Origin of the sequence: Salinibaculum salinum, assembly GCF_037645885.1 — an archaeon.
Classification (GTDB): domain Archaea; phylum Halobacteriota; class Halobacteria; order Halobacteriales; family Haloarculaceae; genus Salinibaculum; species Salinibaculum salinum.
This window is the reverse complement of record NZ_JBBENW010000013.1, coordinates 22,504-38,320: the sequence shown is the minus strand read 5'-3', so window position 1 is coordinate 38,320 and position 15,817 is coordinate 22,504. Positions and strand designations below refer to the sequence as shown.

Below are 15,817 nucleotides of genomic sequence, written 5' to 3'. Positions count from 1 at the left end.
GCTCCGGGCGGCGATGATACCGCTCAGAGTAGTTCCGGGTACTCCGCAGAGCCGAGCGCAAACAGCTGGTCGACTGTCTCGGGGTTGTCGGTCCAGAAGCTGTCGTACAGCGACGGGTCCTGCTCCCGCGAGACCAGCGCGGCCTTTCGGCTGTCGTTGCCGTTTCCGTCGTACAGCAGGAACCAGTACTCCCGGAATCTCTCGTCGGTGTCCTCGAAGATCTCGAAGGGTGGGTCTTCGATAGTGGCATCCGGATAGCCACAGACCGTCACAGACACGCCCGAATTTGCGAGACGGTCGTACACCGCCCGGGTTCGTTCGGAGCCGGTTATCGTCGACAGCGTCTGGAACCCTGCCACGAGCCTGCCGCCGCGTTCGCGGAGCGCTCGCCGCTCGAACGTCCGGGAGATGCCGACCATCTTCGTTCGGCTCGTCTCCGGCGATATCGTCATGCCGTCGCTGGGAAGGTGTGGAATCTCGGCCCGGTCGCTGTCGTCCCCTTCGAACGCAGCCGCGAAGCCGTCGTCTGCTTCCCACTCGTCGACCGAACGCGCGCCGAACACCTCGTCGCCGCGGTGGAGTACACCGAGGTTCGTCGGCGACCCGCGGCCAGTGGTGTCCGTGGTGACGGCCACACCAGCGCCGGAGAACGCCCCAGCTAGCGTCTCCAGTCGCTCGTCGCTCCCCTCGTAGTTGTATACGGTCAGCGTTATCACCTGTTCACGGAGGTATTCGAGCAGTTCTTTCATTCGTCATCACCTCCAGACGAATGGCGGTACCAGTGGTCTGGAACGTCTTCTCGGCCCACGACGCGAAACTCGGTCGCGTCGTCGGCCCGACGGACTTCGACAACAGTGTCGAAGAGACCGACCAGGGCCTGTCGTTCGGCGTCGCCGGTGCCGTCGGTGTCGAGCGTCGCGATGACTGCGCCACCATTGGCAGTGACCCGTCCGACGAGCGCGTGCAGAAATCGATAGAGCGGTTCGATGTCGGTGTAGACGAGCGACGTTGCGAGGTTGTCGACCAGGACTCTGGCCCCTGCCTGGCGATTGTCTGAGACGCTTTCGAATACGTCCGAGACTGCCATCGCGATGCCGGTGAAATCACCCGGGGAACCGATGGCCCGTGTCCAGGCGTCGTCGCCGCTGCCCTCGGATCCGGGGAGACAGTCGATAACTGCCAGGTTGTCTGTGGCTTCGCCGCCGGCAGTCCGGTACGCCGTCCGCACCTGTTCGGCGGTGTCTGCAGTGGTAATCGCAATCGGTTGCCCGCCGGCGCTGTTTGCCGTCGCGAGCAGTTCGACACCGAGCGACTGCTTGCCGGTCATCGCCGGCCCGCTGATGAGGACGCTGCTCCAGTCCGGGTCGGGAGACAGCACCTCCGGAAGCGTCGCTTCGTCCTGTGGCGTCACCGTGCCCGACTCCGAGTTGGCCGACATCTCAGTTCACGATACGACGTGCGCGGCGACCTGGCTAAAACGCTTCGACAATCCCCGTCTTCGGAATTTCCTTCGATCGAATTCAGGTCTTCCGCTTGATGACGAAGCGAGTACACTCGGAGACGCGTCTCGGGTTCGGGGTCGAGTGTTCGCGCTGTTGCCCCGCGTGCGGTGCCTTTTTGCCTGTCTTGCTCTCACGTCTCGGTATGACACGGGAGGTACGGCGCGTCGGCGTCGTCGGTGAGGACACCGAGCGGGCCGTTGCGACACTCGACGACGCCGGTCTGGAATCCGTCGTCGGACCACCGGGAACGGTTCTCGACGCCGACCTGGACGTGGCGGTCGGAGTTGGTGAGCCGTCGGTCCTAGAGCTCGCGCGCGAGGGCCCGACGGTTCCACTCCTGCCCGTCGACGCCGGGGCTGGCCTGCGGTCGGTTCCGCGGGACAGACTCGGTGACACCGCCACGCGCCTGCTGACCGGAAACTGGGAAACCGAGTCCCACCCGCTCGTCACCGTCGACGACGGCACTCGACGCACGCTGGCGCTCACAGACGCCATGCTCGCCACGGCCGAACCAGCACACATCTCCGAGTTTACCGTCACTGCCAACGGCGAGCGTGTGGCCCGCTTTCGAGCCGACGGCATCGTCGCCGCGACACCAGCGGGGACCGCCGGGTACGCTCGCAACGCGGGCGCGCCAGTGATCCCGCCCGGGCCGTCAGTGCTGGCGCTGGTCCCTATCGCGCCCTTCGCCACGACACTCGACCACTGGGTCGTCCCTGCAGACGACGTGCGTATCACCGTCGAACGCGAGGACGCCACAGTCGAGGTGCTCGCCGACGGCCGGACTGTTGGTCACGCGAGCGTCGGCGTCCCGGTCGAACTCTCGACAGGCGGGACCGTCGAGCTGGTCCGGGTCCCAGAGAGCCGATCACCGTTCGCTCACCGGGGCGCGGAATTGGAAAAACTCTAATGTAGTAAGGACACAGACTCAACTATGACCCGAGTAAACTTCTTCGGGCCCGTCGACAGCATCTTCGGCGTCGAAATCGGTATCGCCGATGTGCTCGTCATCGAGGCTCTTCTCCTCGCGCTCGTCGTGCTGAACTTCGTCACGCGGAAAATCGCCCACGACCGGCACGTCGCACAGGCAGACGACGGGGCCGAAGCAGTCAGTCGTTTCGTCCCCCACGAGGCAATAAACGTCGTCCTCCTTGTCGGCGCGTTCTACTACATGACCGTCTCGTACCACCCCGGATTCGTCCTCTCGTCGCTCGTCATCGGGCTGGTCCTGACGGACTTCTTCGAGTTCGAGGCGCGCAAGGCCGAGGCACGCCGCGGCGTCTCGCTCGAACGACCGAAAGGCGCGCTGGCAGCAGCGACGATCGTCCTCGCGTACGCCGCCTACCAGACGCTGTTTTTCCTCATCGAGGGGCCGGTCGGCGCTATCATCTAAAACCGAGCCGCACTGCCTCGTTTTGCCGCCTCACTTTGCGCTGCTGACAATCTTGATTACGTCGCCTTCTTCGAGTTCCGTGTCTTCGCCGATGCGACGTTTCTCGCGAGCGTCGACGGCGTGGAGATATCCCTCTCCGATGTCGGAGTGGACGGCGTAGGCCAGGTCCTTCGGCGTCGATCCGTCGGGGAGCAGGTGGGCGTCGGGGAGAACGTTGCCGCTGGCGTCGGTCCACTTCGTCTCGTTCTGGACGGGATAGGCGGTAATCTGGTCGAGGACATCGTAGACGACGGTGTCGAGGGCTCGCTGGACGCCGGTGCCGCCCCACTCGGCCATCACCTCGCGGATGCGCTCTAATCCGTCTTCCTGGGGGTCGCTCACGTCGCCGACGATGTCGAAGTCGTCGTCACCGGGGTCGTAGTCGACGACGCCCGCCTCGACTGCACGACGCAAGGCGAGTTCACCGTCCGCCGTGGCCGGAATGACGGTCTCGGCTGCGTCCCGGAGGCGGTCGATGTTCTCTTCGGGGGCGATGTCGGCCTTGTTGGCGACGACGATGATCGGTTTGGTTTCGGTCCGGATTTCCGCCGCGAGTCGCTGTCGGTCCTCGTCGGTCCACTGGCGAGGAGCTGCCGGATAGTCGACGCGACGGAGGACGCGCGCCACGTCGAGTTCCGTCGCACCGACGCCGGTCAGCATCTCCGTCAGCGAGTCGTCGATGTCGAAATCGGGCGAGCGGGACTGCCGCACGATGGACTCCCAGTTGCGTTCGACGATAGATGCCAGCCACCGGTCCATCTCCTCTTCGATGAAGTCCAGGTCCTCGACGGGGTCGTGACTCCCCACTTCGACGGGTTCTCCCTCCTCGTTCGTTCCGCCGGACGCGTCGACGACGTGGAGGATTGCGTCGGCGTTGGTCAGTTCGTCCAGGAACTGGTTGCCCAGCCCCCTTCCCTCGTGGGCACCGGGGACGAGTCCGGCCACGTCGAGCAGTTCGATGGGGACGTAGCGCTTGCCGTCGTGGCAGTTGTCGTTGCCACACCGCTGGTCGCGGTCGAGACACGGACAGCGCGTGCGGACGTGACTAACGCCGCGGTTGGCGTCGATGGTCGTAAACGGGTAGTTTCCCACCTCCACGTCGGCCATCGTCGCGGCGGTGTAGAAGGTAGATTTCCCCGCGTTTGGCTTGCCGGCGAGTGCGATAGAGAGCATGCTCATCTCTATCACGAACGCTCAAAAGCCCCTTTTGGTTGGCGGGCGCTCGCGGCACCGACGCATACTGTCGGCTACAACTTCGCTAAGATACTCGGTACCGAAACTCCTCTGGAGGTCATAGCCGACAGTATCAATCTGCGTCGTCTGCGGAGACCGTCTCCGTGTCCTCGTCCGTCTCGGCGTCGCTTTCATCGTCTGTCTCGGCGCTGCTGTCTTCGTCGACCGTGGCATCGGCTGCCGATTCCGCTTCGTCAGTCTCCGCGACGTCGACGGATTCGATGACGGAATCGTCCAGCACGGTTTCGTTGACCATCGTCATCTCTTCGCGGGCGCGAATCGCACCCTCGACAGCCGCGTCCTGGTGAATCTCGACGTACTCGCCGGAGACGTCACCGCGGATATCGGTGTCGGGACCGATTCGAATCGTCCCGTCTCGAGTCGTGACGTTGCCGGTCACCTGGGTGCCAGCGCCGACCGTGACGCCCTCCTTGCCGCGGAGACTGCCGAAGATTTCGGTGTCTCGACCGACGACGAGCGACTGGGCGCGGATGTTGCCGTGGAGGCGACAGTTGTCGCCGATGCGGGCCGGCGTCGAGACGCGCCAGGCGTCGTCGCTGACGCGCGTACTGCGAGGAACGACGACGGGTTCGTGCTCGCGCTCGTCGTCCATCATCTCCGAGAGTACCTCTTCGGCGGCTTCCTCCTCGCCGATGCGAAGCAGTTGCGAGAGGTAGACGAAGAGGAAGACGATAGTCGGCATCGGGTTGCGGATGACGATCCAACCGTTGGCCTCGAATCCGTCCTCGATGTCTACGTCGTCGCCGATGTCGAGATCACCGGCGACCTTGAGCTGGCCGGCGATGTGGACGCGCTCGCCGAGGTAGGCGTTCTCGCCGACGAGCACGTTGTCGGCCACGTCACACCACATGTCGAGCCGACAGTCCCCCTCGGCCTCGATGTGGCCACCGAACTGGACGCGTTCGCCCGCGATGACGTTGTTCCCCCGGACGCCGAACTCGACGGTACTCTGTCCGCCGACGATGACGTCCCCGTCCGTTACCAGGTCGTGCTCCTCGACGTGCGTCCCGTCCGGGACGACCAGTTCGTCGAGGGGGTCTGAGCGAAGTGACGGCACGGCGTAATAACTGTTTTCGACTGTCTTAAAGCCTGATGCACCGTCTGACGCACGTCTGACGTACGCATGACGGAACTGTTGGTCAACAGGATAGCAACGAGACACCACCGCGACTCGGCTCAGCTCCCGGGTCCGGCGTGATTTCGATGCCGTCCCGGCCCTCGGCGACGATTGTCGCGGGGTTTCCGACGACTGTCGCGCCAGGGGGGACGTCTTCGAGGACGACAGCGCCCGCACCGACGGACGCCCCCGAACCGATTGTAATGTCACCGACGAGCGTGCTGTTCGCCCCCAGTACAGCACCATCTTCGACAGTTGGGTGACGTTTGACTGGTCGCGGGTCGTTCCCGCCCAGTGTCACACCGTGGTACATCTGCACGTCGTCGCCGATTTCCGCCGTCTCGCCGATAACGACGCCCATTCCGTGGTCGATGAACACACGTCGGCCGAACTCCGCGGCTGGATGTATTTCGACACCCGTCAAGAAACGCGTCAGTTGCGACAGCGCCCGTGCGAGCAGATGGGACCCGCGCGTCCAGAGCGCGTGCTCGATGCGGTGTGCCCAGACGGCGTGGAGTCCCGGATAGGTCAGCACTGCGAGTACTGACCGCGCTGCCGGGTCGTTTTCCAGTGCTGCACAGATATCTTCCCGGACGTACGTCCAAATTCCTGGCATGGTCTTTCTCTCTGGTCGGTATTCCTTCGACCGATACTACCACGTCGAGGCTCCTAAACCTCGTGGAACTCCCGGGGCAACCACACTCGTTTTCTCCGTGCGGTTCCGTTTCTCGGATATGCCCGCGGAACTGGACGCCGACACGCGCGCAGAGGCGGTCGTCGACGCACTGGGTCTGCTCTATCACGAAGACCTGGATCCCGACGATTTCATGCTCTTTCCCGAGAGCGACGGCGCGACAATCGAAACCGGCGACGACGCCACCTACTGGGAGACGGCAGACAACACGCAGGACGCCTTCGAGTGTCTGGTCCGCACGATCTTGAGTCAGAACACATCCGACACCGCGAGTCAGCCGGCCCACGACTCGCTGATGGAGCGGTACGACGGTGCTGGCGCGGACCTCGCTACCGCACTCGCAGCGGCCGACCACGCGTCACTGGCGGAGACCATCAAATCGGCCGGCCTCTACAACCAGAAAGCAGAGAAAATCATCGGCGCGGCCGAGTGGGTCCGCACGGAGTACGGCGACGCAGCTACCTTCGACGAGTTCGTGAAGACGGGCGTCCCCAGCGATGTCAGGGACACGCTCCTTTCGGTCGACGGCGTTGGTCCGAAAACCGCCGACTGCGTCCTGCTGTTTGCTGGCGGTCGTTCTGGCGTCTTCCCGGTGGATACGCACGTCCACCGCATCGCACGCCGGATGGGTCTCGCGCCGGCTGACGCCGCCCACGAAGCGGTCCGGGAGGCTCTGGAGCAGTCAGTACCCGGCGAGAAGTGCGGCTTCGGCCACACTGCGATGATTCAGTTCGGTCGTGAGTACTGCTCGGCCCGCAAGCCGGCCTGTCTTGAAGGACCAGAAGCTTGCCCTCTGTCTGATTTGTGTGACCAGGTCGGTGTCTATCCTGCGACAGGCGAAGTCGTTGACCCTTCTGAAACTGCTATAACGGAGTGAGAACTATCTGAGGGCGGTGTTTTTATCGCTCGTTTTGGGCAGGTTTGCAGCGGTCAGACAGTGGCGTCGGACCGTGAACGCGGCCGTGTCAGCGTCGACGGTCCCCAGTAGGCGACGACAGCGACGGTCACCGCGGCGAGCACTATCAGGAGCGTGAGGCTCGCGGGGTCAGATTCAAGCACCGGGAACATCCCGTTCGCCCAGTTGAACGCCGTGTGCATGAGAAGGGAGGGCAGGAGGCTGCGGTTGGCGTTGTTGTACAACCACGCATGGAGGACCGAGAGGAAGGCGGTGGAGACAAAGAAGCCGAACATAGGGATATTATAGTAGATGGTCTGACTGGGAATGTAGAACAACGGGAGGTGCCAGACAGCCCAGACGAGGCCAATAGCGAGGCCGGCGACGGTCGCGCCGAGGCGGTTCTGGAGCGGGTCCAGTAGGTAGCCCCGCCAGCCGAACTCCTCTTGGACGGGCCCCCCAAGGAAGAAAATGAAGACGAACGCGATGGGCAAGACAATGGGCGTCCCGGTCCACGGATACGATGGTACTGTGCCAGTGGCGTAGGCGGTGGCGAGGGCTGTGGCGACGACGCCGACTGGAAGCAGTAGAGCGACAGCGAGCCACCGTGCGGGGTAGTCAACCTGGATTGCACGACCGAGGAGGCGGCGGACACCCGTCACCCCGTTCGCGTACGCGACGAGTACGAAGGCTGCGACGGTCGGGCCGAACGCGCCGAGTTCCGGCAGGACGGGCACACCGTCCAGAACGCCGAGACCCGCCAATGCCTTCGGCACCCAGAACGCCCAGGACCAACCGAACGCGAGCACGAGAAACGCCGCAATCGCTCGCCAGTCCCCCCCTCTACCGCCGCGATTCGGAGCAGGTTGTCCCATGAGGGCGATTTCGTCGCAATCTGGTAAATGGTCGGTGTCGGATAATTAGGGTCCAGTCACCTGGCTGCGTCCCTCGTAGGTAACCAGTCAACTTCCACGTAGATGATTGGCTCTCCAGGCCGAATTATTCCGAAGTGTGGCTCTGGCGGCGATGATTCAGTTCGGTCGTGAGTACTGCTCGGCACGCAAGCCGGCCCGTCTGGACGTCCCCGAAATCTGTCCGCTGGTAGACCTCTGTGGCCGGGTAGGGTGTCGATAAGATAGACGGTGCGGCAATGGACCCGGTAGAGACGGTCGGCGACTGACTGGCCAACATCTCGCGGCCGGTCGATATCGACGCCGCTTCTGACCTGATGCCACCTCTGACCTGAACTTCGAGAGGGGGGGTCATCGACAGCGAAGGTCAGCGCGGTCGGGACGTGGTCGCTTCCGACCCTCCCAGTGCAACTGGTCGGCCGGTCAGCAGCGACACGGAGACCGCCGCGACGACAACGTGCATCGCCATCAGGACGACGACGCCGGACGTCGTTGCGGCATCGTCGGCGACCAGTAACCCGATGTCGGGGACGAACGACAGGACGAGAACTGCAACGGCGATGCGCGTGAACGTCTGGCCCGTCCCGCGTCCGTCGCGTCTAGCGAGGAGCGCATAAACGACGGCTGCACCGAGCGCGCCGGCGACGCTGAGGAAGAGTACGGGCGGATACGTCAGCGCCCGGAATCCCGGTGCGAGGTCGACGCTCTGTGCGCCTGCAACGATGCCGGCGTTGACGAGTGCCGAGACGGCCGCAGCGGCGACTCCACGGAGTGCAATCGTTTTCGTATTGTGTATCATTATGTATCGCTCTCCTCGAAGGCATCTTTGTAATCCGCGACGTATGTCTGGAGGGGTCGCGGGTCACGATCCAGTACCTCGCGTACGTCGTGGGTCACCCGGCTAGCGAGTCCGAGCCGAGCAGTCGTATAGATGGCGAGCATCACGACGACGAACCCCAGGGGCTCACCCCGCGCCAACCAGCGCCGAGCGAACGCGACTGCTCCCGGTCGAGGGTACGAAATGTCGCGGCCGAGGACGTCGCTAAAAATAGCTGCAGTTTCGTCGTAACCGAGTGCCTCCGGACCGGTCACGTCGTAGGCCCGATTGCGGTGGCCGTCGTCAGTCAACGTTACTGCGGCTACTTCGGCGACGTCTCGTGCGTCTACGAAACTCGTCTTGCCACCGCCAGCGGGGACGAACAACTCGTCGTGTTCGCGGATATCCCGCGCGTGCACCTCATCGAAGTTCTGCATGAAAAACGACGCACGGAGAAAGGTGTAGTCCAGTCCGCTGGCTTCCAGATGTCGCTCGATTCGGCGGTGGGGGAGGAGTGGATTCTTCTCGGCGCCCAGGACGGACAGCAGCGTGACGTGTTCGATACCGCATCGCTGGGCGGCGTCGATGGCGGGTAGCAGAAACTCACCGACGCGCGAAATCGACGGCGGTCTCACGAGGAAGAGTCGGTCGCCCGAGTCGAATGCCTGTCCCCACGTCTCGGGTTTCTCGAAGTCGAACCGAACTTCCTGCTCGTCGTCGGCATCTGGGGTACGGACGAGCGCCCGAACTGTACACGCTCGGGCATCCAGGTGTGCCCGAACCTGCGTCCCGACTGTTCCCGATGCACCCGTTACCAGGACTGTCGGTGGTATCGCTGCTGTCACACCGGTAACGATGTCCCACAGTGGCAAATACGTCACACTTCAGGATATCGTAGTGACTCTGCGGTTTCGAAGTCACGGAGAAAAGCTCCCGCCTCAGACAAAGCGGAACGTTTCGAGGTTCTTCGGGGCGAACGTCCGCATGTTGAAGTCGTGATAGAGTGACGAGGAGAGGTCCTGAACGGAGGACTCGTCGCCGTGGACACAGAGTATCTTCTCTGGCCGGGGGTTCATCGTCTTGACGAAGTTCTCCAGCCCCTGTCGGTCGGCGTGGCCGGAGAAGCCGTCGACGACTTCGACGTTCATCCGCAGCGTGAGCGTGTCACCGCGGCCGCGTCCGTTGTCGTTCCCGATGGGGATTTCGTCCCAGCCGTTCTGAATCCGCCGACCCAGCGTCCCCTGAGCCTGATAGCCGACGAACGTCAGCGTCGAGTTCGGATCCGGGCCGACGTGTTCGAGCCAGGAGAAGATGGGGCCGCCCTCAATCATCCCCGACGTCGAGAGGATGATACAGGGGCCGCCGTCGGCGACGTCCTGGCGCTCCTCCTCGCCGCCGTCGATGTGGTTGAACTGGTCGGCCAGGAACGGGTTCTCGTCCTCGTGGAAGATGCGATCTCTGACCCCGTCGCGGAGGTACTCGGGATACGTCGAGTGAATCGCGGTCGCCTCCCATATCATCCCGTCGAGGTGGATCGGCACCTCCGGAATCTCGCCCTCGCGCATCGCTTCCTCGAGGACGAGCATGATCTCCTGGGAGCGCCCGACTGCGAAGGCGGGAATCAGTACCTTCCCGTCCTCGTCAATCGTATCGTTGATGACGCGCTTGAGCTTTCGCTCGGAGTCTTTCTGGTCGGTCTGATAATCGTTCCGCCCGCCGTACGTGGATTCGAGGACGAGCGTCTCGACGCGCGGAAAGTCGTTGACGGCGCCGTTGAACAGCCGCGTGTCGTCGTAGTGGATGTCACCCGAGAACGCGACGTTGTACAGCCCGTCACCGATGTGGAAATGACAGATCGAGGAACCGAGAATGTGGCCGGCGTTGTGCAGGGTGAGTTTGATATCTGGGGCGATGTCGGTCACGTCGCCGTACTCCAGCGGGATAGTGTGTTTGATGGCTTCCCGGACCATCTCGGAGTCGTAGGGAGGGGTTCGTCCTTCCTTGGCGGCCACGTCCAGGTAGTCGAGTTGCAGCAGCCCCATCAGGTCGCGACTGGGTTCGGTCGTGTAGATCGGGCCGTCGTAGCCGTACTTGAAGAGAAGCGGAATGAGCGCAGAGTGATCGAGGTGGGCGTGGGTCAACACGACCGCGTCGATGTTGCTCGCACCAGCGCCGAGTGCCTCCGGCACCTGCAGATAGGGGACTTCCCCTTCGGCGCCCGGCTTGTCTCCGCAGTCGATGAGAACGCGTGTTTCCGGCGTCGAGAGGATGAAGGCCGCCCGTCCGACTTCGCGACAGCAGCCCAGTGTCGTGATGCGGACGTACTCGTCGTCGGACATCTCCTCGCGGTGAATCTGTCGGCCGACCCGTTCGAGAATGTCCCGGCGCTCCTCGCGTTCCTGTTTGAGGAAGTTCCGGACGTTCTGGACTGTCGAGGACTCGATCGGTGGTGTGCGGACCACTTCGGGGGTCCAGCCGACTTTCTGGGTGATCTCTCGGAGTGTCGCTCCGTGTTTCCCGATGACCATGCCCGGTTTTTCGGCTTCGATGACGACTTCACCGGTGTCGTGATGGAAATCGAGGCCGGTGACACCAGCCTCTTCGGGGATAATCGACGTGATCTCTTTCCGGGCCGCCTTCGGTGACGACAGCGCTGCCGGGTCCGGACGAACGGTGATTCGCTTGCGCAACTGTGAAGCGAGTCGTCGAATCAGGTCACCGTTCTGCGCGAACTTCTTCGGGTCGCGTGTGTAGATGACCAGTTCCGGTCCCTCGTATGTAACCTGGGTTATGGTTATATCGTTGGGGACTTCGTTCGTAATCTCTGCTTTCATCTCTTCGAGCCGCTTTTCTACTGCACTCATAGCTGAGAAACGTGTATCGTGACGCCTGGCGAGCAGTGTCCCTCCTGAAACGCTATCCGAACAGGACGATATACAGGAACACTAGTCATTGTGTTAGTCTGTGGTCCCCGGACTGGGGAATAGGTACCTCCGGGTGAATCTGTTCCCGGAAAACCGACGTGTGGTTCTCCGTACATTCTCGCGGTTATAAAAGCCCTTCGCAACCCCTTCACATGGTTCGGCCCGTTCGACCGGTCACACCGCCTGGAGTGTGACGATGAACCGCGCGCCACCAATGTCGCTGTCCTCGACGGTCACCGTACCGCCGTATTGGGAGACCAGCGTGTGAACGAGATACAGTCCGATACCGGTTCCGGCGCTCTCTGCGCCCTGGTCGCCTTTCCCGAAGATTTTCTCCGTCTGGTCGTCGGGAACGCCGGGACCGTTGTCGGCGACTGTCACTTCGACCGTCTCCCCACGGTCGGTCGCCGTCACGTATACGCTCGGGTGGTCGGCGTCGTTGTGCTGGACGGCGTTGTTCAGCAGGTTCCGGAAGACGGAAGAAAGCATCCCGTTCGCGCGAACGTCAACCGCGGGTATCTCGCCGTTGAGCGTGAACGACGCAGCTTCGTACGAGGAGCGACACTTCTCCAGTTCCTCGCCGAGTGTGCGTCGGAGCGGTATCGCTTCCAGTTGGGCGTCACTGTCACTGGAGACTGTCTCGACGAACTCACCTGCAATCGTCGTCAACTCGGTGATGTGGTCGCTCGTCGACTTGATGCGGTCGATATACTCCTGCCCATCTTCGTCGACGTGGTCGCGCAACAGCTCCGACCAGGTGTAAATCAGGTCGATGTCGTTGCGAATGTCGTGGCGAACGAAGCGGTTGATGAGTTCCAGTTGCTCGGTTCGAGTTTCGAGTTCCTGTTCGCGCTCTCGGCGCTGGGTGATATCTCGCGAGATGATCTGGAAGGTGTCGGTCTCGCCACCGACGTCGACAGGAACGGCGTACGTGTGGAAGTATCGGTCGTCGTAACTGCTCTCGAAACTGACTCGCTCGCCGGTCGTCAGCGCGTCATCGCCGTAGGCGAGCCAGCGGTTCGCGATCTCGTCGGGCAGCACCTCGCCGACGTTTGCGCCGACGATGTCATGGCTCGGGACCTCGAACGACTCCGAAACACGCTCGTTTGCTGCCATGATCGTTCCGTCGCGGCTCACCTGCGCGATACCCTCGGGAGTGTTGTCGACGACGAGTTCGTACTTCTGTCTCGATTTGCGCTGGTTGACGACGTTTTGAATCCGGTTTGCCAGCACCTCGAAATCGTTGCGTTCGGCGACGGCCTCTTTCTGGAGGTAGTCGTCGACGCCAGCGCTGATTGCCGAACTCGCGATATCGCCGTCCGTCCGCCCAGTCAGGAGAATAAACGGCATCTCGGGGACGCGTTCGTCGACCTTCTCGTAGAACGCTAACCCGTCCATCTCCGGCATGTCGTAGTCGCTGACGACGATGTCTACGCCGAGGGCCTCCAGTTCCTCCAGTGCAGATTTCGGACTCGACGCCGTCTGCGCGTTCATGTCGTGTTTCGTCTCTAGCTGGTCGGCCGTCAACGAGGCGAAAAACTCGCTGTCGTCGACGACCAGCGCGGTGATATCTTCGATGTACTCCATTGATTACCCCGTGTCGCGCGCTCGAAGCCGTCGTATCCCAGAGCGAATGCCGACTGAACGCGCGACGGTTGCTATCCAGTCGTTCTCGACTCCCGGATAAATGTGCTTCCCCTACTCAGTGAGGTGGTTGAACGCCAAGAACCAAGCGACCGGCGACCGTCGCTCCCGTCATGCGAATCACACCTGCCGTCGTCGAACGGGAATACCAGTGGGTCCGCGACCGAGATACTGTGATCGTGCCGCTCATCAACAGTGTCCGTGACGACCTCGGGAGTATTTTCGGTACCGAGGTCGCTCGCGTCGCCGAACAGCAGTACGTCGACGCCGTCGATTCGGTCTTTGCGGACGGTGACCTCGCGGTGAACGTCGCCACGCTCGTCTGGCTGCTCCGCGACCTCGATGTCGAGGCCGACTACCCAGGGTTCGTCGTCGACGAACTGCTCGGGCGGGAACTCGCGGGGATGCTCGCCGGCCAGCAACCACTCCGCCTGCTCGGCGAAGCCACCTTCCACTACGCGGACGTCCACACCCACGGCGACGACGGAGACCCTGCCGGCGCCGACGACCTCGATGCAGCCCTGGCCGCGGGCATTCAGACCCGACTGCCGGGCTGGGAGTGGACGGACGGCGAGAGTCCTTTCACCATTTGACGCGAGACCCGACCCTCCTCGCGGACAAACAAAGCGCGTTTATCCTTCGGCGTCGCACTCACCGCCAATGACCGACGATACCGAGCAAGACCTCGGCATCACCAAGTCGAAAGAACACGAGACCGGCGAGTGGTACGCCGAACTCGTGCAGAAGGCAGAGCTCGCAGACTACGCCCCGATGGGCGGGTTCATCATCACTCGCCCCCGCGGGTACGCCATCTGGGAGCGCATCCAGAACCACCTCGACGGCTGGTTCAAGGACACCGGCGTCCAGAACGCCTACTTCCCGATGTTCATCCCCGAATCCTTCCTCGAACGCGAGAAGGACGTGGTGGAGGGGTTCGACCCCGAAGTCGCGTGGGTGACCCACGGCGGATACGACGAACTCGAGGAACGCCTGGCGGTCCGCCCCACGAGTGAATCCATCATTGCGCCCTTCATGGCCCAGTGGACGCGCTCACACCGCGACCTCCCGCTCCGCCTGAACCAGTGGTGTTCGGTCGTGCGCTGGGAGGCCACCGAGACCAAGCCGTTCTTCCGTACCAAGGAGTTCCTCTGGCAGGAGGGGCACACCGCCCATCGCGACGAGGAAGGGGCATGGGACGAGACGATGACCCGTCTCGACCAGTACGAGCGCGTCTACGAGGAGGTGCTGGCGATGCCGGTGCTCCGTGGACGCAAGCCACCCCACGACAAGTTCCCCGGCGCGCACACGACGACGACCGTCGAGGCGCTGATGCCCGACGGCAAGTCCGTCCAGGGCGCAACGTCGCACTATCTGGGCACCTCCTTCGCCGAGGCGTTCGACATCACGTACGCCGACGAGGACGAGGAGTCGAACACCGCCCACACGACCTCCTGGGGGCTCTCGTGGCGCGCGATGGGCGCGCTCTTTATGACTCACTCCGACGACCAGGGGCTCGTCCTTCCGCCGTCGCTTGCACCCGAGCAGGTCGTCATCGTCCCGATCTGGCAAGAGGAGAACAAGGAGGAGGTCGTCGGCTACGCCGAGGAGATCGCGGCCGACCTGGAAGACGCCGGCGTGCGCGTCAATCTGGACGACCGGGAGAACCGCAATCCCGGCTTCAAATACAACGAGTGGGAACTCAAGGGCGTCCCCGTCCGCATCGAGGTCGGACCCAACGAGGTCGAAGACGGGGACGTCACGTTCGTCCACCGCCCCGACGGCGAGAACGAAGTCGAAGCGCGTGAGAACATCGGCGAGACGACCTGGGACCACCTCGACACCGTTCACGCCAAACTCTACGCCAGTGCCGAGGAGACGCTGGAGGGCGAGATCCGAGAGGCCGAGAGCCGCGAGGAGATTCTGGGCACGATCGGCCAGCACGGCGGTTACGTCAAGTGTGGCTGGTGTGGCGACGAAGACTGCGAAGAGCCGATCAAAGAGGCAATCGCCGCCGAAATCGTGATGGTGCCGCTTGACCGCGACGAGGAACCGATTCACGACGAGTGTGCAATCTGTGGCGAAGACGCAACAGAGACCGCCTACTTCGCGAAGAGTTACTGACCGCTGCTTAGGTTTCGTGCTCGACCGCCGTTACGTTTCCTCGCAGGTCGACGGTGTGCAGGTCGAGACTGACGCCCTTCCCTACTTTGAGGGACTGCTCGTCGTAGACGCGTGTTCCGTCCGTCTGCGAAACGTCGACAGTTACCGTTAGAGTGACGGTCTTCAGTCTGGGATGCTCGCGAACCAGTACGTCACCTGAGGAATTCGTGGTGACGATCGTGGCTGGTTCGACGGTCTTGTTTTCGATACTGGTGACACTCCCGCCGTCGAGGTCGCCAACTGGTGGCACTGCATCTGCGACGTAGGGCTGGACACTGTCTGCTCGGACGGTTATCGTGGCAGTTTCCGACTCGGCCTCGCTGGCTCCGCTGCCGAGGACGAGAGCGACACCGGCAGCGACGACAGCGAGGACCAGCAGAAGGACTAACAGGTCGATAACGTTGACGACACCGAACACCCGTCCGTTCTCGTCGATGACCTCCATTCCTGTCGGTGACGCCACGTGG

16 protein-coding genes and 1 pseudogene are annotated in these 15,817 nt (G+C 62.9%); 6 read left to right on the top strand and 11 right to left on the bottom strand.

What is annotated here, in order from left to right:
* Positions 1 to 23: 23 nt before the first annotated feature.
* Both WDJ60_RS12315 and WDJ60_RS12310 read right to left on the bottom strand, forming a co-directional pair.
* Entirely contained in the window at positions 24 to 749 is a 726-nt protein-coding gene (locus WDJ60_RS12315) for a hypothetical protein (RefSeq protein ID WP_340100773.1), read from the bottom strand.
* Positions 746 to 1,438: an RAD55 family ATPase gene (locus tag WDJ60_RS12310; protein WP_340100772.1), complete on the bottom strand. Its 693-nt coding sequence runs from the start codon at positions 1,436 to 1,438 to the stop codon at positions 746 to 748. Before WDJ60_RS12310 ends, WDJ60_RS12315 begins: the two co-directional genes overlap by 4 nt.
* A 206-nt stretch (positions 1,439 to 1,644) precedes the next feature.
* Here WDJ60_RS12310 and WDJ60_RS12305 point away from each other — a divergent pair, with 206 nt between their 5' ends.
* The gene (locus WDJ60_RS12305) at positions 1,645 to 2,412 is read left to right on the top strand and encodes an NAD(+)/NADH kinase (protein ID WP_340100771.1); all 768 of its coding nucleotides are present in this window, start codon (positions 1,645 to 1,647) and stop codon (positions 2,410 to 2,412) included.
* Between the two features lie 24 nt (positions 2,413 to 2,436).
* Complete coding sequence (locus WDJ60_RS12300) at positions 2,437 to 2,895, top strand: DUF7313 family protein (RefSeq protein ID WP_340100770.1); 459 nt, start codon at positions 2,437 to 2,439, stop codon at positions 2,893 to 2,895.
* A 30-nt stretch (positions 2,896 to 2,925) separates the two neighbouring features.
* Here the strand turns inward: WDJ60_RS12300 and WDJ60_RS12295 are convergent, their stop codons facing one another.
* The 3 genes from WDJ60_RS12295 to cysE form a co-directional block, all read right to left on the bottom strand.
* The gene (locus WDJ60_RS12295; protein ID WP_340100910.1) at positions 2,926 to 4,107 is read right to left on the bottom strand and encodes a redox-regulated ATPase YchF; all 1,182 of its coding nucleotides are present in this window, start codon (positions 4,105 to 4,107) and stop codon (positions 2,926 to 2,928) included.
* Between the two features lie 133 nt (positions 4,108 to 4,240).
* Positions 4,241 to 5,245 (bottom strand): acyltransferase, encoded by a 1,005-nt coding sequence (locus tag WDJ60_RS12290; RefSeq protein ID WP_340100769.1) that lies wholly within the window; start codon positions 5,243 to 5,245, stop codon positions 4,241 to 4,243.
* 82 nt (positions 5,246 to 5,327) lie between these two features.
* On the bottom strand, positions 5,328 to 5,921 hold the full coding sequence (cysE, locus tag WDJ60_RS12285; RefSeq protein WP_417750456.1) for a serine O-acetyltransferase: 594 nt from the start codon (positions 5,919 to 5,921) through the stop codon (positions 5,328 to 5,330).
* Between the two features lie 118 nt (positions 5,922 to 6,039).
* Here cysE and WDJ60_RS12280 point away from each other — a divergent pair, with 118 nt between their 5' ends.
* Positions 6,040 to 6,876 carry an endonuclease III domain-containing protein gene (locus tag WDJ60_RS12280; protein WP_340100768.1) on the top strand — a complete coding sequence of 279 codons (837 nt, stop codon included), beginning with the start codon at positions 6,040 to 6,042 and terminating at the stop codon, positions 6,874 to 6,876.
* Positions 6,877 to 6,929: 53 nt separating this feature from the next.
* Here the strand turns inward: WDJ60_RS12280 and WDJ60_RS12275 are convergent, their stop codons facing one another.
* Positions 6,930 to 7,769, bottom strand: coding sequence for a CPBP family intramembrane glutamic endopeptidase (locus WDJ60_RS12275; protein WP_340100767.1), 840 nt, complete (start codon positions 7,767 to 7,769; stop codon positions 6,930 to 6,932).
* Positions 7,770 to 7,917: 148 nt separating this feature from the next.
* On the opposite strand from WDJ60_RS12275, the pseudogene WDJ60_RS12270 reads away from it, so the two are divergent.
* A pseudogene (locus tag WDJ60_RS12270) lies at positions 7,918 to 8,074 on the top strand (endonuclease III domain-containing protein); the annotation flags it as partial.
* A 98-nt stretch (positions 8,075 to 8,172) separates the two neighbouring features.
* Here the strand turns inward: WDJ60_RS12270 and WDJ60_RS12265 are convergent.
* From WDJ60_RS12265 to WDJ60_RS12250, 4 genes are all read right to left on the bottom strand, one after another.
* The gene (locus tag WDJ60_RS12265; protein ID WP_340100766.1) at positions 8,173 to 8,604 is read right to left on the bottom strand and encodes a DUF6069 family protein; all 432 of its coding nucleotides are present in this window, start codon (positions 8,602 to 8,604) and stop codon (positions 8,173 to 8,175) included.
* Positions 8,604 to 9,467: an SDR family oxidoreductase gene (locus tag WDJ60_RS12260; RefSeq protein ID WP_340100765.1), complete on the bottom strand. Its 864-nt coding sequence runs from the start codon at positions 9,465 to 9,467 to the stop codon at positions 8,604 to 8,606. The genes WDJ60_RS12265 and WDJ60_RS12260 overlap by 1 nt, the downstream gene beginning before the upstream one ends.
* Positions 9,468 to 9,560: 93 nt before the next feature.
* Positions 9,561 to 11,486 carry a beta-CASP ribonuclease aCPSF1 gene (locus WDJ60_RS12255; protein WP_340100764.1) on the bottom strand — a complete coding sequence of 642 codons (1,926 nt, stop codon included), beginning with the start codon at positions 11,484 to 11,486 and terminating at the stop codon, positions 9,561 to 9,563.
* 234 nt (positions 11,487 to 11,720) lie between these two features.
* Positions 11,721 to 13,133, bottom strand: a complete 1,413-nt coding sequence (locus WDJ60_RS12250) for an ATP-binding protein (RefSeq protein WP_340100763.1) — start codon at positions 13,131 to 13,133, stop codon at positions 11,721 to 11,723.
* 170 nt (positions 13,134 to 13,303) lie between these two features.
* Here WDJ60_RS12250 and WDJ60_RS12245 point away from each other — a divergent pair, with 170 nt between their 5' ends.
* Both WDJ60_RS12245 and proS read left to right on the top strand, forming a co-directional pair.
* Positions 13,304 to 13,783 (top strand): DUF7984 family protein, encoded by a 480-nt coding sequence (locus WDJ60_RS12245; RefSeq protein WP_340100762.1) that lies wholly within the window; start codon positions 13,304 to 13,306, stop codon positions 13,781 to 13,783.
* A 67-nt stretch (positions 13,784 to 13,850) separates the two neighbouring features.
* Positions 13,851 to 15,311, top strand: coding sequence for a proline--tRNA ligase (gene proS / locus WDJ60_RS12240; protein WP_340100761.1), 1,461 nt, complete (start codon positions 13,851 to 13,853; stop codon positions 15,309 to 15,311).
* 7 nt (positions 15,312 to 15,318) lie between these two features.
* On the opposite strand, the gene WDJ60_RS12235 is transcribed toward proS, so the two are convergent.
* Positions 15,319 to 15,795 carry a DUF4330 domain-containing protein gene (locus tag WDJ60_RS12235; protein ID WP_340100760.1) on the bottom strand — a complete coding sequence of 159 codons (477 nt, stop codon included), beginning with the start codon at positions 15,793 to 15,795 and terminating at the stop codon, positions 15,319 to 15,321.
* Between the last annotated feature and the right edge of the window lie 22 nt (positions 15,796 to 15,817).